The following is a 20,332-nucleotide window of genomic DNA, read 5'->3' on the forward strand; positions in this document are numbered from 1 at the left end:
ACCGGGGAACACCTCCCCGTTTCACGGGGACACCGGTGCAAACGGGGAAGGCGTCCCCGGTTATTTCCGCCTCCCGTGTGAACTGGATCACCAAGCGTCCGCATCACCGGAACACCGTGCCGCCCGAGCCACCACCAGTCGCTCCCCGAGCCGGCCCTGCCCCCGGCCCCGAGCCACGACCGGTCACCCTCCGAACCGGCCCTGCCCCGGCCCCGAGCCACGACCGGTCACCCTCCGAACCGCCCCCGGCCCCGGACCACGACCGGGCATCCCCCGCCCGGCCCGCCACCCCGCCCCGCCTCGCCACCACCGGTCGCCCGACCCCCTCCGCGACGGTCAGCTCATCCCCTCCGCCCGGTACGAAAACCGTCCGATCGGCCGCACCCAACGAGCGGCCCCGCACCACCCGTCACAGGCTGATCGGCAGAGCGCAGTCCGGTCGGCCGACTGCCGCGGACCCGAAGGCGCCTCTATGCAGAAGCCCCGCCACCGGATACGCAGACACCGCCGCCCCGTCGCGCTCGCCGCGGCCACCACGCTGGTCATCGCCACACTGGCCACGGCGAGCAGCACCCTCCCGGCCCCCAGCCGCACCACCGCCGGCCCGGTGGCCACCGCCGACGGGGTGGGCATCGGGCCGTGCCGCATCCCGACCGGCATGGGTGTGCAGATGTCGGAGGGCATGCCGACGTCCTCCGGATACGCGCGCTCCACCGGGGTGGTCCGCGCGCTCAACCTGATGATCGACTTCCCGGACGCGCAGGGCACCGAACCCGCGCTCGACCGGCTCGCGGAGTTCTTCCCGCAGACCTCCGACTGGTTCCGCACCAGCTCGTACGGGCGCCTCACCTACCGTTCCGAGGCCCCGGTGAAGGAATGGCTGCGGATGCCGCTGCCGTTCTCCGCGTACGGGATAGAGCGCGGTTCGCCGTACGAACCGGGGTACCGCCATCTCGTCCAGGACCTCGTGGCCACCGCCGACCCGAGGGTGGACTTCAGCGCGTACGACCTGATCAACGTGCTGGTCACCCCGAACGCCGGTCCGTCGGCGCTGGACACCGTCCTGTCGGTGACCTTCTCCGGCAACGACGACGCCCCTTCCGCCGACGGTGTCCCGCTCGCCAACACGTCCTTCGTCTACAGCCGCCAGGACGACGGCTCGGGGTCGTACGCCACGACCGGCTACCGCGTCCTGCCGCACGAGAACGGCCATGTCTTCGGCCTTCCCGACCTCTACACCCTGGAGGGCGGCGGCTCGGTCGGGCACTGGGACATCATGTCCGAGGACTGGGGGGCCAACAACGACCTGCTGGGCTGGCACAAGTGGAAGCTCGGCTGGCTCGACGACCAGCAGATCAGCTGCGCGTCGAAGCGGGGTGCCGTCGAGCACGTCCTCGCCCCGCTGGCCACCAGGGGCGGGGTCAAGCTGGCGTTCATACCGCTGAGCGAACGGTCCGGATACGCCGTGGAGGTACGGACCCGGGCGGGCAACGACGAGGCCGTCTGCCGGCCCGGGGTGCTCGTCTACAAGGTCAGCGCCGATGTGGACACCGGCCAGGGACCGGTCTCCGTGGCGGACAGCACCAAGGACAGCGGCGGCTGCACCCGGCGGCCCAATGTGCACGCCGAACTCTCCGACGCCCCCTTCCGGCCCGGCGAGACCTTCACGGACCGGGACAACGGGATACGGGTCTCGGTGCTCGCCAAGGACCACGACGGGAACTACCGGGTCCGGATCACCCGCCCCTGACGCCCGGAACCCGGCCCCCTCCCACACCCCACACCTCGCACCTCGGACCCCCCGCACCCCGCACCCCGCACCCCGCACTCCACCCCCCACGCCTCACGTCGCGGGCGGCTCGATGTCCGAGTCCAGCCGGGCCCACGCCCGCACGGCCAGCGTCGTCGGATGCTCGTCCCCCATCGTGGCGATCGACCTCAGCAGCGCGTCGTGGTGCAGCTCCTCCGCCTCGTTCGACGACCCCGCCGCCCGCAGGTCCAGCGCCAGGTTCGACGCGCAGCCGATCGCGTCGTAGTGGTCCGCGGTGAGGACCCGGACGAAGTCCGCGTACGCCTCGCGCTCCAGCCCCACCGCCTCCGTCAGCTCGCCGTGCGCGACCAGGTCGGTGGCGTGGTTCATCATGCTGGTCAGGGTGTACGGGTTGGCCCGCCCCAGCACCTCCCGGTACTGCTGGTACGTCCTGCGGGACAGCTCCAGGGCCGCGTCCCCCTCCCCGGTCAGCCGCAGGTACACGGCCAGGTTGTTCGCGCAGGCCAGGGCGAACGGGTGCCGCTCCCCGAGCTGCGCCCGGTGCCGGTCGAGGGCGTCCTGCGCGAGCGTCCGCGCGTCCCTCGGGTTGCCCGTGGCGACCAGCGCGCACGCCAGGTTGGTGGCCGCCGACAGGGTGTCCGGGTGATCGGGGCCGAGCACCGACAGATACGTCTCGTAGATATCCGTGCTGAGCGCCCGCGCCGCCTCGTACTGACCGGTGCGGCGCAGCACGGCGGAGAGGTTCCGGGCGGCGCTCAGGGTCTCCGGGTGCTTGTCGCCGGTCCGCTTGCGGAACGCCGCCACGGTCTCCTGGAGCAGCCGTTGCGCCTGTCCGGGCGAACCCGTCTCGCGCAGGTCACGGGCGTAGTTGCTGGCCGAGGTGAGGGTGTACGGGTGGGTGGCGCCCAGCACCTCGCGCCGGGTCTCCCACACCTCCCGGTCGAGTTCGCGGGCGCCGAGGCGGTCGCCGGACAGGAACAGCGACACGGCGAGGTTGTTCGCGGCCATCAGGGTGCGCGGATGGTCGGTCCCGTAGATCCGGCGGCTGACCGTGTGGGTCTCCCGGTCGATGTCCCTGGCCTGGGTGTAGGCGCCGGTGCTGCGCAGGTCCGCGCCGAGGTTCCCGGCCGCGACCAGGGTGTACGGGTCCTCGTCGCCCAGCGCCTCGCGGGCCCGCCGCCAGACGTCAAGGCCCAGCGCGTACGCCTCTTCGAGCCGGCCGCCGGAGCGGAGCGCGTTGGCCTGCTGGGTACGCATGTAGATCACCAGCGCGTCGTCCTCGCCGAACACCGGAATCCAGACGTCCAGGGCCCGTTGGGCGGTCTCCTGGGCGGCGGTGTGGTCGGAGCGGCGCCAGAGGTAGCGGACCGCGTCGATGATCCAGCGGCGCACGGCGTCGTCCTGGCTGGTGAAGGCGCGCGACGGGCGCATGTGCGGCAGCAGCGCGGCGTGCCGCTCCCAGGAGGCCGGGTCCTCGGTGTTCTTCGGGTTGGCCTCGGCGAGTATCGCGTGCACATGGGCGCGCATGGCCGGCCACTCCTCGCGCGGCACCTGGGAACGCAGCACCTCCTGGACCAGCCGGTGCACGCTGATGGTCTTGTCGCTCTGGTCGGTGCGGGCGAGGCCGTACCGGTTGATCTCGGTGAACAGTCCGCCCATCCGCAGCGGATCGCCGAGCCGCCGGTCGTAGGGGGCCAGCAGCTCCGCCGTCCGGCGTCCGTACAGCGTCCACATGGGGATCGGGCCCGGCCCGAAGAACGCGCAGACCTGGAGGAGTTGGGCGGCCGCCGGCATCGCGTCGCGGATCGCGCCGAGCGACAGCAGCCAGGTGGCGGCGGCCGACCGCGGATAGCTGGTGGGCGGCTCCTGCTCCAGCATGGTCGTCAACTGGTTGTTCAGCAGGCTCAGATACGTGTCGACGGGCATCGTGGACTGCTCCAGCCAGGCCGCCGCCTGTCCGACCGCCAATGGCAGATCCCCCAGCGCCTCGGCCACCAGACCGGCCTCGGCGGACGTCAGGTTCGGGTTGTGCCGCCGCAGCAGCCACACCGACTCGTCGCGGGTGAAGACGTCCACCTCGATCTGCGAGGCCAGTTGTGCCCAGTTCCGGTTGCGCGAGGTCACCAGCACATGGCCGGGCCCGTCGGGGATCAACGGGGCCAGGACGTCGGGGCGTTCGGCGTTGTCGTAGACGAGCAGCCAGCGCCGGTACGGCCGCCCCTGCCGCAGCGCCTCCAGCACCGCGCCCGCCGTGGTCGCCACGTCGTCACCGGTCGGCAGGCCCAACTCCGCCGCCAGTGCGGCGAGTTCCTGTCGTACGAGGCCGGGCTGACCGGCGCTGATCCACCAGACGGCGTCGTAGTCGGCGGCGAACCGGTGGGCGTACTCGATGGCGACCTGCGTCTTGCCGACCCCGCCCATCCCGAACACGGCCTGTGGCGGCCCGCCCCGGGACCCGCCCAGCGCGAACCCGTCCCGCGTCTCCTCCAGCGTCCGGCCGCGCCCGGTGAAGGACGGGTTGCGCGACGGCACGTGCCAGACCCGGGGGACGATGCCCGGGTAGCGCGGGCCACGGTCATCGTCGGCGCCGCCACGGGCGAGCGCGAACACCCCCCCGGCGCCGCCGATCGACCCCGCTCCGATGCTCGTACCGAAGCCGCCGGCGACCCGGGTGGTGTCGGTGGCGGCGTTGTCCGGCCGCCCCACGGCGGCCAGCAGGGCCTCCTCCGCCTCCTCCTGGTCCCGTTCGACGAGGTCGACGGCGACGAGGTCCGCGAACGGCGCTGGCAGCGGCGCGTCATGGATGCGGACCGGGATCAGCATCCGCTGCGACGCCTCCGGGTCCCGGGACGAGACCGCCTTCCACATCTCGTGGGAGTGCGGCAGCCGTACGTAGTCCGGCGAGAGCAGCGCCACGATCCGCCCGGTCCCGTCCAGCGCCCGCCGCACATCGGTCAGCGCGTCGGCGCCCGCGTGCTCGGCGGCCCCGCTCAGCGCGACCTGGTAACCGGTGCCGGCGAGCCGGGCGGCTATCCACTCGGCCCACATCCGGTCGGCGGGCGCGTAGCTGAGAAAGATGTCGGAGGGGATGGGCGCCTTGGTCCGCTCGTACGAGGAGAGCAGCGCGCGCCGCATCGTCTCGGGCATCGGCCGCTGCTTCGTCACGCGCCCCTGGGTGATCCGCCCGGTCAGCCGCTCGGACGCGGCGAGCAGGCTGTTGCCCTGGTGCGGGCGGTCGCCGACGGGGGCGGGGATCTCCTCGTACGCGAAGAACGGCCGGTACGGGATCTCCACATCGCCCCAGTACTGGTCGCGTTCCTCCCGGGTCATGCCGTCGAGGAACGGCAGGAACCGGCTGCGGGCGAGGTCGCGGCCCGCCTCCAGCTTGTTCTGCTCGGCGTATTCGACGCGCATCGGGGCGGGCAGGATGCGGATGGGCCGCTCGGTGACCTGGGCGCGCACGGATTCGGCGACGGCCGCGGCGCCCTGGATGGACTGGGCGCTGAGCGTGAACGAGTCGACGACGATGTCCGGCAGCAGGACCGTGCAGATCCCGGCGGTGTCGGAGAGTCCCGTACGGCTGTCGATCAGCACGTAGTCGTAGCGGGAGCGCAGCTCCTCGCGGAGCGCGGTGAGGAACGCGGCGCCGCGCAGCCGGGTGTAGAAGTGGTCCCAGTCGAAGGTGGACACGGCGGCGGAGTAACCGTCGTCCTGGAGACCGGCGGGCAGGAAGTCGAGCCGTCCCCCCTCGGCGAAGTCCATGGCGACCCCGGTGATGCACCGGTCCACGTCGGAGTGGTCCCGGAACCAGCGGGCCCAGTCGGCGGCCCCGTCGGGCCCGGTCTGCGGGCCCGGCTCGTCGGCCCGCATCGAGTAGTCCCTGATGAGGTCGATGACGCCCTCGGTGGAGCTGAGTTCGGGGTCGACGAGCAGCGGGTGGAAGTAGCGGTGGAGGCCGGGCGCCTCCAGGTCCCAGTCGATGATCAGGACCCGTAAGCCGTTGCTGGCGAGAATCCAGGCGGTGTTGACGAGGGCCATGGTGCGGCCGACCCCGCCCTTGAACGAGTAGAAGGTGACGACGGTACCGTCCGCGCCCCCTCTCACCCCTGCCCCGGCCTTGGCTCCGGTCCCGGGGCTGGTCGCAGGGCTGGGGCTAATCGCAGGGCTCGGGCCGGTCGCCGCACCACGGGGCCCGCCCGCCGCACCGCCGACTCCTCGCACGCTGCCCCCGGACCCGGTCACCACGCCGCTGATCCCGGCTGCTACACCGCCGGTTCCGGTCGCCGCACCGCCGACCCCTCCCGCATCACCCCCGGCCCCGGCCCCGGTCACTCCACTGCCGGCCCAGAGCCCCCGCTCCCCGCCCCGGGACCCGGTCGCCGCTCCCCGAGGCCCGCCGTCCGCCAGGATCGGCCCGCCCGCCGTGCTCCCGTCCCCCCAGCTCGCCCCACCGGTCGTCCCCCTGCCCGGCGCACCCGCTGTGCTCCCACCCGTCGTTCTCCCGCTGTCCCGGTTCGACCCGCCGGTCGTCCTCCCGCCCGTCGCCCCCGCGCCGGCCCGGCGCTCCCCTCCCCCGGACCCGCCGGCCGCCGCCGGGTGGGGCCGGCCCGTGGGCCCGCCCCCCGTGCCGTTCGCCTCGGTCGCCTCGCTCATCGGCCTGCTCCTCCGTCACCACGGGGTTCTTGCGGTCCGTGGCCGCCGGACCAGCGGGGCCGGTTCACCGGCCGGCTGCCGGGAAGCGCGGTCGGTGCTCCGCCGCCCGGTCTCGGGCGGCGCGACGAGGGGCCGCCGCTGGGCCCGCGCAGGATCGGCCGGGAGGCCGCGGGGCCCTCCCCGGCGCCCCCGGGCGCCACGGCCGCGTGCCGCTTGCGGATCAGGTTGTTCTGCGCGGCCGACACCATCTGCCCCAGCGCCGTCTTGAAGTCACCGAGGCACACCCGGAGTTGGAACTGCTTATCGTGCATCCCCCGCGACGACTTGCGCTCGAAGACCTCCGTGACCCCGATCCACAGCTCACCCCGGTCGATCTCCTCCCTGGGGTGGCAGGGCACCAGCACGCCCGTCGCCGGGTGCTCGGTCCGGTCGAACTGCTCCAGCTGTCTGCGGTACGGATCGACCGGCGCGCTCCACGCGTCCACCAGGAGGATCGCCACCTGGTCGTCCTGCCACGCCTGGTTGAGCTGCCGGGTCAGTCCGCCGCGCACCTCGCGGTAGGCGGTGCCGTACCCCTGGGCCGTCACCAGCCGCTGCGCCAACTGGTGCAGCGGGTACTCCTGTTGTGGGTGGTACGGATTCCAGTCGATGCCGGCCCGGCCGTAGTACGGGGCGTCCCTGCGCGCCTCGGGCAGTGTCTCCGCCGTGCCCGCCGCGACGAAGAACTGGACGGTGCTGCCCGGCCGGGTGGGCTCCGTGCGGGGCTGGAACGACGACCGCTCGTCCGCCAGCCGTATCCCGTCGAGCACCGGCAGCTCCTCGTGGGCCACCACCTCAAGCACCCGCCGCGCGATCAGCCGTACCGCGTTGCGGTAGTCGTCCCCCGCAGGCTCCCGCTGGAGGATGCGCTGGAGGCCCACGTCCGCGTACCACGGGCCGAACCCGGACGTGACGTACTGGATGTGGTCGATCTCCTGCGGCACATCGACCGGCTGCCACAGCACGGGGATCAACGCCGACGAGCCCTCCTGGGTCCGGGCGAAGTACTGGTTGGCGCGGCGCATCATCACGCTCACCTCCCGGGAGCACCACTCGCTGCGGAAGTAGGCGGGCGAGTACAGGGCGACCATGGCGCGGCAGGTGCCGAGCGCGCGCTCCAGCTGCTCGCTCCAGTGCTCGCCGATCCGGATCGAGCTGTTGTCCCGGAACCCGACCGAAGCCGGGGCCCGGAGCACGCCCTCGGCCAACTCGACGATCTGCGCGCACAGGTCGTCGTAGAACTGACACACGTAGGCGTCTTTGTCATCGACCCTGGCGTAGCTCAGAAAGAAATACGGCCCCACCGCGCCCCCACGACTTGAGCTGCTGAAGACAGGCCCACAGCGCATCGGCAGGAAGTGAATACCCTCCCGACCGGGCGCTTATTGCCTCAGGGCAGCACGCACTCTGCCGACGGACGTGTTCTGGCGCGAACTCGACCGTACCCAGGGCGGATTCAGCACGGCTCCGTCCCCCAGTCGACGATGGTACGGCGCAAAGCCCCGATGAACTCGCTTCCCGCGAAGGTCAGTTCACCGCTCGCGAGCAGAGTGCCCGCCGCTTCGAGCGTCCGGTCGCGCCAATGTCCGTACTGCCCCTCGGCATACGCCCGCGTCAGCCCACCCGGCCGGTCGGCCCCCGCGTCCCGGGCCCGCTCCACCCGCCAGAAGTCCGACACACCCAGATGCGCGTAGGTCCCCTGGAGCAGTGCCCCGGCGGGGCGCGGATCGGTGCGCCACGGCGCTTCGTAACGCTCCCCCGAGTCCGGCCCGTGCAGCGGTACGAGGTCGAGCAGCGCCCCCAGTTGGATGTGCAGGAACTCATGCACCAGTGCGAGCGCGAGCCGCTGCGGATCGGGCGGCAGCGACACCCCGACCGCGCCGTACCCACGCCGTACCACCGACGACACGGCCGTCCCGTCCGCCTTCGGCAGCAGCGGTACGAGGGTGGAGAGCCCGGCCGCCACGGCGTCCGCGTGCCAGGGGTGCCGCTCGACGAGCACCCGCCACGCCCCCGCCAGCGCGCGTTCCCAGCGGCGCAGCGACTCGGTGTCGAGCGGCCCCGGCACGGGTCGGCCGTGCGCGTCCCGGTACGGTCCCCGGTCGTCGATCCGCACGGTGAGCACGCGCCCGGCGCACTCCAGCCGCAGCACCGGCCCGTCGGCGGCGAGGAGTTCGGCGAGCCCGCCCAGCCGGGGGGCCTCGCCGTCGTCCGTGTGCAGCGCACGCAGCGCGTCGGCCGCCCACAGATCCAGGTACGGGCTCAGCAGGACCGACTCCCACTCCTGCCGCGACCGCCGCCCGATCCGGGCGATCTCCTCGTACGTCTCCGCCAGCCGCGCCCGGCGCGCCAGCTCCGGCCGACGCTCCTCGGCGGCCCGCCGTACCGCGCTCAGCAGCAGCCGCCGCTTGCTCAACTGTCCGGTCCGCAGCACGGCGACGGCCTCGGCGCCGCCCCTCCCCGCGGCCAGGGCGAGAAACGTCTCCCGGGGGACGACGTGCCGCACCACCGCGCTCACCGCGCTCGTACCTCCCCCGCCCCGCCGCCACCGCGTTCCCTGCCCCGCGACTCCCTCAACCCCCTCAACGCCAGCACGTCCGGGGCGAGCCGCTCCCGGATGTGCCCGATCAACGCGGCCATGTCGGCGCAGTACACGGTGGGGTGGCCGAACGGGTCACTCCCGTCCGCCGTCACCCGGTACCGATGGGCGTGGAGCCCGCCCCCGCACACGGGCAGCAGCGGACAGGCCGCGCAGACCGGCGAGCGGCCGGGCACCCGGAACGCCGGGTGCAGGGCCGCGTCGGCGAAGGAGTCGCGGTGCACCCCGAGCGAGGTCGCGGCGGCCCCTTCGTACGACACCTTCAGGCTGTCCACGAGTTCGAGGGAGCCGTCGGTCTCCACGACCACCAGGTCGGGTTCCCCGGTGCCGACGATCTCGCTGCTCGCCCGGCCCCCCAGCAACAGCGTGATCAGTTCCTCGAAGAGCCGGATGCCGGTCTCCCGGCGCGGCGCCCCGTACCACCGGTCGAACACGGCGCCCAGCCAGTCGGCGTACGGCGTGCCCCCGCCGCGCCCCGGGTCCGGCGCCGCGCCCTCCGCACCGAGCCCGGCGGGCGGGGCGACCGGCGGCAGCCGGCGTGCGGCCAGCCCTGGCGGCGGTGCCTCCCAGGTCCCGTGCGGGAGCAGCAGATCCATCCGGGGCGGGGCGAATTCGAGCAGCGCCTCATAGGTGGCGACGGGGTCGGCGTCCAGATCGATCGTGCACAACACCCCCGCGTACAGAGGCTTGTTGGCGTCCGAGCCGAGCGTACGCAACGCATCGGCGACGACACCGTGGCTGCCCCGCCCGTCCGCGAACCGCCGGTACCGGTCATGCCCGCCGGCCGTGCCGTCCAGGCTGACCCCGACCCGTACCCCGTACCGGTGCAGCACCCGCAGCAGCCCGGGATCGTCCCTCAACAACACACCGTTGGTCTGCATCCCGTACGAAACCCGTCCGCCCCCGCCCCCCTCCCCATCCCCGTCGAGCGCGTCGGAGAGAATCCGCAACGTCTCGCCGAGATGCCGGGCCCCGACGAGCAGCGGCTCACCGCCGTGGAGCGTGACCGACACGTCCCCGGGCACGGCCCGCCGGTACTCCGCGATCCGCTCGGCCACCCGTCGCACGGTGTCCAGTTCCATCCGGCGCGGCTTGTCCCGCCAGCTCTGGTCGGCGGCCTCGTACACATAGCAGTAGGAGCACGCCAGATTGCACCGGCTGTGCAGCTTCAGGAGGAACTGACGGAACCTCACGCTCGGGCGCTCCGGCTCAGCGAGCCTGGTCGATCGCCGAGGTGAACGCCGAGACCGGCTCGGCGGAGGGGTGGAGCACATCGTCCCTGAGCCGGGACACCATGGCGCCGAAGACCGTGTCCGGCAGCTCGGCCAGCTCCGCGTCACTCAGCTCACTGACGTCCGTGAGAACCGAGACGAGCGGACCGGAAGTGGTTGGCTCCATGATCCCCTTACCGTTCATTTTGTGGCGGATCATATAGCACAGCACCGGTGATCGCCGCTCGCCGCCGCCACGAGAAACCCGAAGCCGCCACCAACGCGGCGCGGCCCCCGCCCCCTCTCCACACCCACCCGCCCACCCGCCCGTCCACCCGCCCGACGGCCCGCCGACCCAGCGCCGCCCCATCGCCGACCGGATTGTCAGACCCTCCTGCTTCGATGGCACAGCACAGCACGAAGACGAAGCAGATCAACCGGAGGGGGACCCATGGGTACGTGGGGCAGCGGGAACTTCGACAACGACACGGCTGCGGATCACCTGTCGGGCGTCATCGCCCGACTCGTCGGGGAGGTGACGGAGGCGATGGCCGACGATCCCGTCACTCTGGAGGCCGACGAGTACTGGGGCAACGCCGTGCCCTGCCACCTGGAGTTGCTGTACGTCCTCTACCGGGCCGGTCACACTTCTCCCCATCTGCCGCGCCCCGACGTGATCGAAGGATGGAAGAAGGACTTCATGGCCGTCTGGGAGAAGACCATCGACGGCCTGGAACCTTCGCCGGCCTTCAAGCGGGAAAGGCGGTCGGTGCTGAACCGCACCTTCGACCAACTGATCGAGGCGGCCACCACGGAGGCTGCCGCGCTGACTGGCATCTGACGGACGACAACACGACCGAGAAGACAACGATCCGGCGCCGGCTGATGCACCAGGCCTCCCAGACCCCCGTCCCGGTACCTCCCACCCCCACTCCCGCCCTAAACCATCCTAAATATCCGCAAAAGCTCCATAATGGCCATTAAGCCATATTCCAGTCACGCAACGACCCCCTTCAACCGTCAGCCTGGTAGCCGGAAACAGCAGATCAGAGGCGCGCGGTACGCGTTTCACGCGCCCACTCCGATACGGAAGCCCCTCACCGGCACGCATCCGCTAGGCTGTCCCTGGTCGGTCGTTGGTACGCCCCGCTGTCTGCCCGAACAAGAGGACAGAAAGCATCGCACCGCGTCCGACCAGCGGGCTCGCAGACCTCGCAGAAGATCTCTTACTGGGTCTTCACCAAGGTTCCCGCAAGCCCCGCCTTCGTAGCTCAGGGGATAGAGCACCGCTCTCCTAAAGCGGGTGTCGCAGGTTCGAATCCTGCCGGGGGCACAGCGTCTGCCAGGGCAGACACCGGGAAGGGCCAGGACAGGGCGGATGCCCTGCCTGGCCCCTCTTCGTCGGGTTCCGCTTTGACTACGGTCCTGACCGTGCTCGTAATAGGCGCCCGACCTTGCTCCCCGAACTCTCCCCAGATGATCATGAGAGAGGCAGTGCGCCTCCCGAGCGCACAGGCAAGGCCCCGCGCCGAAGCGGAGGGCCGTCCGGCTACGGTCACTTGCCGTTGCTGTTCCTGCGGATTGACGACCAGAACCGCGGTTCGGGCCACGCGTTTGATCTTGTGTGGGGCGACCGTCCAGCCGTTGGCCGGCGTGGTAGTGGTGATCGGCGCGCTCACGGGCGTCAATGACGGGCTAGACCGGTGTCCGGCCGGTGTGGTCGCATTCCTCACGGTGCCACTCGTAGGGCGCCCGCGCCGAGATGGTCACATCGGGCTCCGTCCCTGAGCGGCCCGCCTGCTACCGGCCGCCCGTGATCCGCGAGATCAGCTCCGTCAGCACCCGGCCGAGGGCGGAGTCCCGCAGGGCCCGCTTGTGGATGGTCAGGCTCCATCTGCCGCCCGAGCTCCGCTTCAGGATGACCTCGGTCTGCAGGAGCGTGATGACGAGTACGGCGACCGGGAGCGTGAACGACTCCGGGTGGTCCGCGGGTGATCGCGCGTAGTCGACGGCCTCGCTGACCGTTTCCACCAGGTCCTCGCGCTGGGCCGCGGCGTACTCCAGTGCGGAGCGCGCCAACTGCCCGTCGCTGGGTGTCGGTTGATCCGGACGTAGATACGCCTCCGCGTCCACGACGGTCACCGAGGCGGCCAACTCCGCCTCGGTGGAGGGCAACTGGTCGGCGGCGGGGAGCAGACCACGCTCCTCCATCAACTCCGCGAGTGCCCGGATCGCCTCATCGTCGGAGAGCGCTCGAATGCGCTGTTCCAGATCATCTCGGTTCGGCATGTCTCCATTCTGGCCTCACCACCGGCCGTCCGGAAGCGCTCGCGCGAGGTGAAGGTCGAGCCAGGCGTGTCCGTCCTTCTGTCCGATCACGCATGTGACCCTGGTGCCGCTCCTGGCCACTGACAGGGCACGGGAGGCCCTGGCGCTCCCGAGCACTACCGTGCCCCCTGCCTCACAGCGCGTCCGGCACCTCCAGGGCGTGCCGGGCCAGCTCGATGAAGAGCAGGTACTGATCCTCGTACGCCTTGTACGAACTCTCGTACCGGTCGCGGTAGTGGCCGTCCCGGTCGGTCAGTTCGCACAGGTAGTAACGGGTCTCTATGGCTACGGTGTTCAGCTTTCCCGCCGACTCGGAGACCGACGGTGGTCCTTCGAGGAGCACATCCCTCACGCACTTCTCCACGTCGTTCAACGCGGGGCGCGAGGCCGTCTGCACTTCCCGTAACAACGCTCGGGCTTCGTTGGTGTCGGTGGCCCGGTCCACTTCCTCCATGCGCCAGAGGATGCGGGAGAGTTCATGTGCCCGTGCGATCAACTCCCGGTACGCCTCCCGGCGGCGGTTCCTCGCCTCGGTCAAGTGTGTGGCGCGGGCGTTGACAAGGGCCTGCTGGCGCGCGACCTTCTCGTTTCCCCTGCTCGTGAGCAAGCTGGTGCCGAGACTGGCGCCCAGCGCCGTCGCAGCGGTGAGTACGCCCACCCACAATGTGCTGTCCGCCATCGAACCATTGTGGGAGGCGGACCGCCGGGCGCAAGAGGGCGTCAGCAGGAGGGCATCAGGACTTCCTTGGACGGATACCGGTCGCTCAGCGGCGATGGGGTTTCGGCTTCCGTTCCGGCTCAACATGCCTGTATAGGGTGCCTGTTGAACCTGTCGTCAGCCGGAAGACCACCGGCCGTCCAGAGGAGCCCCCGTGGCCGAGCAGCAGTCGTCGTCCCCCGACGTGTCCCAGTGGCGCGACAGGATCAACACCTCTCAGCCGCACACCGCCCGGATCTGGAACTACTGGCTCGGCGGCAAGGATCATTACGCGGTCGACCAGGAAGCCGGTGACCAGATCCGCCGACTGCATCCCGGCATCGGCGACTACGCCCTGGCCGACCGGTTGTTCCTCGGTCGGGCCGTGCGGCATCTGGTCGCGGACCGCGGTGTCCGGCAGTTCCTCGACATCGGTACCGGACTGCCGACCGCCGACAACACCCACGAGGTCGCCCAGCGGCTCGCGCCCGAGTCCCGCATCGTCTACGTCGACAACGATCCGCTGGTACTCGCCCACGCGCGCGCCCTGCTCACCAGTACGCCCGAGGGGCGGACCGACTACCTCGACGAGGATCTGCGCAACGTCGACGTCATCCTGGAACGGGCCGCCGAGACACTGGACTTCAGCAAGCCTGTCGCGCTCGTACTCCTCGGTGTCGTCATCTTCCTCAACGACGACGCCGAGGCGCACGGCATCGTCGGCCGGCTGCTGGAGGCCCTGCCGTCCGGCAGCCACCTGGTCCTCTCCCACACGGTCACCGATCCGTCGATGCCCGACGTCGACGCGGCCGTGGCGTTCTGGAACGAGCACGGCACCCCGAAGCTCACCCAGCGCACCCCCGGCCAGGTCACCCGGTTCTTCGACGGCCTGGAACTCCTCGCTCCCGGAGTCGTCTCGTGCAGCCGCTGGCGCCCCGACGCCGGCCTCGGCGGTGTGCCCGACGAGGTGGCCATGTTCGGCGGGGTTGCGCGCAAGCCCTGAGGTGGGTGACCGGCCGTCGGGGCGACGGGCGGGGGTTGGGATCGGCCATCGGTAGGGCGGAGGTCGGTCATCGGAACGTCGGGGGTCGGTCATCGGTAGGGCGGAGGTCGGCCGCCGGTACGACGGGGATCGGCCATCCGTACGTCGGGAGTTGGCCATCGGTACGAGGGAGGTCGGCCGCCGGCACGACGGGGATCGGCCGCCCTGACGACGGAGGTCGGTCGCCGGAGCCGGGCCCGGCGCTGGGCAGGCGCGGGTCGGCAGGGCAAAGGGCGGAGGGGGCGGACGGCCGTGCGCGCCAAGTGAATTGTGGCCGCACCCCGAGGAAACGATGGGGGGATTGTCAGACCGGCCCCTTATTCTTGGACCATGTCCGCACCTACTCGTACCCCTGGTTCCGTTCGTCCCCCCGCCGTCGTGAACGCCGCGATCCGTGCGCTGTGGCAGCGGGCGGGCAGTGGGCTGTCGCCCGAGGACGAGGCCGAGTATCAGCGACTGCTGGTCGAATGGGCCGCCGCCGTGCGTGCCGACGTGGTCGAGGCCGCCTGAGCCGGCCCCGGGTTCTGGCCCGGTGTCGGTGTCGACCACCTCGCTCAGCGCAGTCCCTCGACGCCGGCCCCCACTGCCTCGCTCAGCGCAGTTCCTGGACGCCGGCCCTGGCCGCCGCGCTCAGCGCGGTTCTTCGACGCCAGCCTGGCCGCCGCGCTCAGCGCAGTTCTTCGACGCCAGCCTGGCCACCTCGCTCAGCGCAGTCCCTCGACGCCGGCCCCGGCTGCCTCGCTCAGCGCAGTTCCTCCGGGCACGGTGTCCCCGGTGAGAGCTGGTACGGCGCGGCAAGGCGGTAGATCCCCGGGCGCGGGGCCACGAGTTCGGTCCACTCGTCGCCGTCCGGGTTCTCGTCCATCTTCGCCAGGCACCCGTTCGTGTTGACGTACGTCTTCGGGGTGCTGTCGTCCTCGCGCCGCTTCGACTCCTCCGTCTCCTGCGGTCGCTCCAGGCTCTTGCCCTTCTCGTCGACGAGCGCGAGCCAGCGTGAGTACGGAATCCGGATCAGCACCCGTCCCGCCGACTTCACGTGGATCGTCAGCTCGCCCGCGCCCGCCCGGTCCACCGTCGCCGGTGGGTCGGCCAGCGGTACGGGCCGGTCGACCGCGTAGAGCCGCCAGTTCTCGTCGCCCCAGATCTCCTTCAGGTACGGCTGCCCCTGCCGTACCAGCTGGGCCTCCAGTTCCGCTCCCATGTCGGGCTTGCCCGTGGGCAGCACCACGTAGTGCACCGCCCAGCGGTCCAGCCACTGCCGGTAGTTGACCGCGTTCAGCGTGTCGTCGTAGAAGATCGGGTTGCGTTCCATGTCGGCCTGCCGGTTCCAGCCCCGGGCCAGGTTGACGTACGACACGAGCGCCGACGCCTCCCGGTGACTGCTCGCCGGGACGACCTCGACCCTGCCGCGTTCCGCACCGAGCTCCTGGAGCTCGTTGACCAGCGGTGCCAGCTCGCGCGTCCAGGACGCGGTGGGCGCGGTACGGACGATGTCGTCGACGCTCTTGAAACCGATCCAGAAGTTCAGCCCGGCGAAGACGATCAGCAACGCGAACCAGCGGCGGCTCCGTGGTGCGGTGTACGGCAGGGCGGCGAGCAGGACGACCCCGGCGAACAGCATCGCCAGCCGCGACACGTTCGAGCCGATCTGCGAGTCGATCACATACGTCAGCCCCGTCCCGATGCCGTACACGGCGGCGGCCGTCCGGACCGTGCGCCAGTCACGCGGTACGAGTACGAAGATGGCCAACGCGAAGAGGAACGGCAGCAACGCGGTCCCGAACGACATCGGCTGCGTACCTGAGAACGGGAACAGCCACGCCGACAGCGCCACCACCACGACCGGTGGCAGTCCCAGCGCGTACGCGCCGGGGCGCCGCTTGTTCAGGAACAGCGCCGCCGCGACCACCCCGAGGAACAGTCCGGCGACCGGGCTGCCCGCCGTGGCCAGCGCCGCGAGCGGCGCCGCCACGACCGCTTTCCCCCACCGCTTGTGGCGCCAGCGGTACGGCCAGCAGAAGACGGCCGCCACCGCGCCCAGCGCGAACATCATGCCGAGCCCGAACGTCACCCGCCCGGACAGCGCGTTGCACAGGAACGCGAAGACCCCCGCGAGGGAGCACGCCATCGGGTTGCGGACGGCCCGCACCCGGACCAGGATCATCGCCGTCAGGGCAGCCGACACCGTACCGACGATCATCATCGTCGTGCGGACCCCGAGCACCGACATCAGATACGGCGACACCACGCTGTACGAGACGGGGTGCATCCCGCCGTACCAGGCGAGGTTGTACGCGGTCCCGGGGTGCCGGCCGACGAACTCGGCCCAGGCGTCCTGCGCCGCGATGTCGCCGCCGCTGTTGGCGAAGAAGAAGAACCAGAGGATGTGGGTGACCGCGGCGACCGCGGTGGCGACGGTGACGGGGTGCCGCAACAGTCGTCGGCAGCGGGCCCGGACGGTGGTGTCAGTGGGGCGGCGGGCCGCCCGTGCGGCGGGCTCGGCGGCCCCGGCGGGTGTACATATGCCCGTATCGGCGCCTTCGCCACCGATGCCGGATTCGGCGTCGGCGCTCGCGCTGTCGGTGCGCGCGGTGCCGGTACCGTCGGTGCTCGCGGTGTCACCGCTGTCGGTGCTGCCCATGTCGTCGGCCGCTTCTTCACCGGGTCTCGGCTTCGCGGTGGTCACTACGACTTTCCCCGTCCTCAGCCGTCCCCGTGTTCCTGTGTGGACGCTGTCACGGCGCCCTTGAGTTGCCCGGGGACGCTAACACGTACGCGATCGGGAGGCGGGCGCCAGGGACCGTACCCGAGCGGGGAGGCGGGCGCCCGGACCCGCGCCCACCTCCTCGTTTCTGCTCGCCGCTCCTCGTTCGTGCTCGGTCCGGAACAGTCCGGATCGGTCCGGCCGTCGTACGGGCGCGGCCTGTCCGCCGATCCGTGTCAACCGGTCCGGGCCGGCCGATCCGCGTCAGCCGATCCGCGTCAGCTTCTTGCCGTAGCCCGGCTCCGCGAGGTCCTTCTGGAGCGCGACCGCCACCTTCACCTGGCTGGCGCCCTCCCCCACGGTGAGCGTGCCGACGTGGGTTCCGGCGACCGCCGAGTGCGGCACGGCCTGGCCGCCGTCGGACAGCTCCAGCTTGACCGTGAGCCCGGCCCAGCCGACCGCCTTCACGTCGCCCGTCGCGACGACCGGTGTCGTACCACCGAGACCGTCGTCCACGGCACCGACGACCTGCCCCTTCTTCACGATGGTCCGGCCCTGGAGCGCCTTCTGCGTGGCGATCATGACCTTCTTGCTCGCGGAGTTGACCGCGTCGATGATCGACGTGCTCGACTGCTGCGCGAGCACCGCGCCGACGATCAGCTGGTCGGTGCCGTCGACCATCTTGTGCGCCGCGAAGAGGAGGTTGCCGCCCGCCTTCGTGGTCGTGCCGGTCTTGATGCCCAGTGCGCCGTCGTACGGGACGAGCGAGTTCCAGTTCCGCCAGGGCTTGCCCGACGGGTCCTTCCACTCCGGCAGCTTGGTGATCGCCATCAGCGCGGGAATCTCCACCAGCTTCTCGCCGAGCTTCACCAGGTCCTCGGCCGTGCTCATCGTCGTCGCGTTGAGGCCCGAGGGGTCGGTGTAGACGGTGTTCTTCATGCCGAGGTCCTTGGCGGTGTCGTTCATCTTCTTGACGAACGCCTCCTCCGAACCCGCGTCCCAGCGCGCCAGCAGCCGCGCGATGTTGTTCGCCGACGGGATCATGATCGCTGCGAGCGCGTCGTACTCGCTGAGCTTGTCACCGGCCTTGACGGTGTTCAGCGTGGACTCGTTCTCGGAGGAGTCCAGTCCGCCCTCCTTCTCGGCCCGCTCGTCGATGTCGATCGAGGGACCCTTCTCGCCCTTCTTCAGCGGATGGTCCTTGAGCACGATGTACGCGGTCATCGCCTTGGCGACACTCGCGATCGGTACGGGCTTCTGCTCGCCGAACGAGTCGACCGTCCCGAGACCGGTCGCCGTCATGTAGCCCTGGCCCTGGTCGGGCCACGGCAGGGTCGGCTTCTCGCCGTCGAAGGTGTACGTCGGCTGCGCCGTCATGGACAGCGCGGGCGTCGGCAGCGGGCGGACCGCCTGCACGATCGCAAAGACGATCAAGAGGAGCAGGACCAGCGGGGTCCAGATCTTGACCCGCCGGACCGCCGTGCGGACCGGGGTCTCCGGCGGCGGAGGGGTGTTCGTCAGCTCCGCCAGCAGATCCAGCGGAGGTCTGGGCGGCATCGGCTGCTGTCTGGTCCGCTCGGCCTCGGGGAATCCGGCGCCCGGCTTCGCGGGGGCGGTGGGCTTCCCCGGAGCGGGCTTCTCCGGAGCGGCGCCCGGAGCCGACGCCTTCGCAGCGCCGGCCGCGGTGGGTACGGAGGACGCCTCGGGCTTACGGGGCGCGGGGGCGGGCCGTACGTCGTCCGCCCGGAGCGGCACGAACTTGCTGGTGCGCTCGGCGGGGGACTCGGGGGTCCCGGACGCCTTCGGGGTCTTCGAGGTCCCCGAGCCCTCCCGGCTCTTCGACGCGCCCGCCCCGGGCGGGGAGATCTTCAGCGCGGTCGTCGGCTGGTCCACCTCACCCGGGCGGAACGCCTTGAAGACGGCCGTGGGCTGGTCGACCTTCGGGCTGTCGGGGCCGGGCTTGTCGGAGTCGGGCCTGTACGAGTCGGACTTGCCGGAGTCGGGCTTGCCGGAGTCGGGCTTGTCCGCGCTGGGCCTGTCGGGGTCGGCGGTGGGTTCTTCTTCGGCAGCGGGTTCGTCCGGCTCGGGGGTGTTCTCGGGCTCGTCACCCGCCTCGGGCTCGTCGGCCCCGGAGGCTTCCGCCTTCGAGCCTTCCGCCTTCGGATCTTCCGCCTTCGAGCCTTCCGCCTGCGGAGCGTCGGTCTCGGGCTCTTCCACCTCGGAGGCGTCGGCCTTGCGGTCGTTGGCCTTGCGGTCGTTGGCCTTACGGTCGTCGGCCTCGCGGTCACTCTCGCGCTCGACGGCCTCGCGGTCGCCAGCGGGCTTGTCCGCCGCCTGCCCCGGCTCACTGACCTCATCGGCCTCGCCAACCCCGGTGGCCTTCTCGGCGCCGGTCTCCTCACGGGACTTCGGCACCCTGACCCCGGCCGGAGTCTCGTCGCGGGAGTGGGAAGCGCCACCGGAGCGGGATTCGGCGCCGGAACCGGCGTCGGCATCAACGCCGGCCTTCCGATCCGGATCTGAATCCCCAGCACCGTCGCCGACGGCCTTCACGTCTGCGGCTTTCACGTCTGCGGCTTTCACATCAGTGGCCTTCACGTCAGCGGCCTTGACGTCGGCGGCCTTCATGTCAGCGGCCTCGGAGCCACCGGGCTCCTCCGGCGCCACCGAATCCGCCGCTTCCTCCTCAGGACCGGCGCCCCCGCTCCCAGCCCCGGCCTCCGAAGCCCCGCCCGCGCCCTTCCCGGGCCCCTGGGCGCCCTTCTCCGCGCCGTTCGTACTGTTAGAGGTCCCTGAGCCCGTCAGGGCCTCGGCGTCGCGTCCAGAGGTTCGTACACGGAACACGGCGGTCGCACCGTCCGCGCCACCGGCACCATCCGTCTCACCGCCATCGCCACCGTCCGCGCGACCGCCATCGGCACCGAGCTTCCCGTTCCGCCCACCGCTTCCGTTCCGGTCGTCGCTGCCGGCCCTGTCGCCGTTCCCGGCCTCGACCTCGGCCTCACCACGCCCGGCCCGGTCGCCGTTCCCGGTCTCCGCCCCGGCGGACCGTTCGTGGAACACGGCAAGCCTCGGATCACGCTCGCTCGCAGTCGTCCCCGACGACTCCTGCTGCTTCGACTTGTCGGGGGACTCGCCCGCCACCGGTGCCTCCTCCATGCGCGGCGGGTACGTCCCCGCCGTGTCCGAACCATCTACCAGTGTCCTGTGTGAACCCTTGGCCCGACTGCTAGACGAGAACGACATAGCTACTGGTTCCCGTACAAAGCACCCAGGCACCCTCGACAG

13 protein-coding genes and 1 tRNA gene are annotated in these 20,332 nt (G+C 71.3%); 5 read left to right on the top strand and 9 right to left on the bottom strand.

All coding sequences use genetic code 11. The features are described 5' to 3' along the window. Positions 1–472 precede the first annotated feature (472 nt). Complete coding sequence (locus tag PZB75_RS11630) at positions 473–1,750, top strand: M6 family metalloprotease domain-containing protein (RefSeq protein WP_275535230.1); 1,278 nt, start codon at positions 473–475, stop codon at positions 1,748–1,750. Between the two features lie 93 nt (positions 1,751–1,843). Here PZB75_RS11630 and fxsT read toward each other — a convergent pair whose 3' ends face one another. The 5 genes from fxsT to fxsA form a co-directional block, all read right to left on the bottom strand. Further along, a complete protein-coding gene (fxsT, locus tag PZB75_RS11635) occupies positions 1,844–5,875 on the bottom strand; it encodes an FxSxx-COOH system tetratricopeptide repeat protein (protein ID WP_275535231.1) in 4,032 nt (1,343 codons plus the stop codon). A gap of 545 nt (positions 5,876–6,420) precedes the next feature. After that, on the bottom strand, positions 6,421–7,812 hold the full coding sequence (locus PZB75_RS11640; RefSeq protein WP_275535232.1) for a TIR-like protein FxsC: 1,392 nt from the start codon (positions 7,810–7,812) through the stop codon (positions 6,421–6,423). A gap of 107 nt (positions 7,813–7,919) precedes the next feature. Continuing rightward, positions 7,920–8,981 (bottom strand): HEXXH motif-containing putative peptide modification protein, encoded by a 1,062-nt coding sequence (locus PZB75_RS11645; protein ID WP_275535233.1) that lies wholly within the window; start codon positions 8,979–8,981, stop codon positions 7,920–7,922. Then, the gene (locus tag PZB75_RS11650; RefSeq protein WP_275535234.1) at positions 8,978–10,255 is read right to left on the bottom strand and encodes a radical SAM protein; all 1,278 of its coding nucleotides are present in this window, start codon (positions 10,253–10,255) and stop codon (positions 8,978–8,980) included. The genes PZB75_RS11645 and PZB75_RS11650 overlap by 4 nt, the downstream gene beginning before the upstream one ends. Positions 10,256–10,271: 16 nt before the next feature. Beyond that, positions 10,272–10,460, bottom strand: a complete 189-nt coding sequence (gene fxsA, locus PZB75_RS11655; protein ID WP_275535235.1) for an FxSxx-COOH cyclophane-containing RiPP peptide — start codon at positions 10,458–10,460, stop codon at positions 10,272–10,274. Between the two features lie 264 nt (positions 10,461–10,724). Between fxsA and PZB75_RS11660 the strand changes: the two genes are divergently transcribed. After that, positions 10,725–11,114 (top strand): DUF4259 domain-containing protein, encoded by a 390-nt coding sequence (locus PZB75_RS11660; protein ID WP_275535236.1) that lies wholly within the window; start codon positions 10,725–10,727, stop codon positions 11,112–11,114. A 419-nt stretch (positions 11,115–11,533) separates the two neighbouring features. Beyond that, positions 11,534–11,606 (top strand) — tRNA-Arg (locus PZB75_RS11665). Positions 11,607–12,073: 467 nt separating this feature from the next. Here PZB75_RS11665 and PZB75_RS11670 read toward each other — a convergent pair. Together PZB75_RS11670 and PZB75_RS11675 are read right to left on the bottom strand one after the other, a co-directional pair. Continuing rightward, positions 12,074–12,562 (bottom strand): hypothetical protein, encoded by a 489-nt coding sequence (locus PZB75_RS11670; protein WP_275535237.1) that lies wholly within the window; start codon positions 12,560–12,562, stop codon positions 12,074–12,076. 172 nt (positions 12,563–12,734) lie between these two features. Further along, positions 12,735–13,280 carry a hypothetical protein gene (locus PZB75_RS11675; protein ID WP_275535238.1) on the bottom strand — a complete coding sequence of 182 codons (546 nt, stop codon included), beginning with the start codon at positions 13,278–13,280 and terminating at the stop codon, positions 12,735–12,737. A 193-nt stretch (positions 13,281–13,473) separates the two neighbouring features. On the opposite strand from PZB75_RS11675, the gene PZB75_RS11680 reads away from it, so the two are divergent. Both PZB75_RS11680 and PZB75_RS11685 read left to right on the top strand, forming a co-directional pair. After that, positions 13,474–14,301, top strand: a complete 828-nt coding sequence (locus PZB75_RS11680; RefSeq protein ID WP_275535239.1) for an SAM-dependent methyltransferase — start codon at positions 13,474–13,476, stop codon at positions 14,299–14,301. A 369-nt stretch (positions 14,302–14,670) separates the two neighbouring features. After that, on the top strand, positions 14,671–14,850 hold the full coding sequence (locus PZB75_RS11685) for a hypothetical protein (protein WP_275535240.1): 180 nt from the start codon (positions 14,671–14,673) through the stop codon (positions 14,848–14,850). Between the two features lie 232 nt (positions 14,851–15,082). Here PZB75_RS11685 and PZB75_RS11690 read toward each other — a convergent pair whose 3' ends face one another. Beyond that, the gene (locus tag PZB75_RS11690) at positions 15,083–17,026 is read right to left on the bottom strand and encodes an MFS transporter (protein ID WP_275535241.1); all 1,944 of its coding nucleotides are present in this window, start codon (positions 17,024–17,026) and stop codon (positions 15,083–15,085) included. Positions 17,027–17,308: 282 nt separating this feature from the next. Then, complete coding sequence (locus PZB75_RS11695) at positions 17,309–20,203, bottom strand: hypothetical protein (RefSeq protein WP_275535242.1); 2,895 nt, start codon at positions 20,201–20,203, stop codon at positions 17,309–17,311. Positions 20,204–20,332 lie beyond the last annotated feature (129 nt).

Source organism: Streptomyces sp. AM 4-1-1 (assembly GCF_029167625.1).
Taxonomy (GTDB): Bacteria; Actinomycetota; Actinomycetes; order Streptomycetales; family Streptomycetaceae; genus Streptomyces.

What these genes read in the sequence shown, in the direction of transcription:
- fxsA (WP_275535235.1), bottom strand. Translation starts at nt 10,460, where the DNA reads ATGGAGCCAACCACTTCCGGTCCGCTCGTCTCGGTTCTCACGGACGTC.
- PZB75_RS11685 (WP_275535240.1), top strand. Translation starts at nt 14,671, where the DNA reads ATGTCCGCACCTACTCGTACCCCTGGTTCCGTTCGTCCCCCCGCCGTC.
- PZB75_RS11660 (WP_275535236.1), top strand. Translation starts at nt 10,725, where the DNA reads ATGGGTACGTGGGGCAGCGGGAACTTCGACAACGACACGGCTGCGGAT.
- PZB75_RS11695 (WP_275535242.1), bottom strand. Translation starts at nt 20,203, where the DNA reads ATGGAGGAGGCACCGGTGGCGGGCGAGTCCCCCGACAAGTCGAAGCAG.
- PZB75_RS11630 (WP_275535230.1), top strand. Translation starts at nt 473, where the DNA reads ATGCAGAAGCCCCGCCACCGGATACGCAGACACCGCCGCCCCGTCGCG.
- PZB75_RS11670 (WP_275535237.1), bottom strand. Translation starts at nt 12,562, where the DNA reads ATGCCGAACCGAGATGATCTGGAACAGCGCATTCGAGCGCTCTCCGAC.
- PZB75_RS11640 (WP_275535232.1), bottom strand. Translation starts at nt 7,812, where the DNA reads ATGCGCTGTGGGCCTGTCTTCAGCAGCTCAAGTCGTGGGGGCGCGGTG.
- PZB75_RS11675 (WP_275535238.1), bottom strand. Translation starts at nt 13,280, where the DNA reads ATGGCGGACAGCACATTGTGGGTGGGCGTACTCACCGCTGCGACGGCG.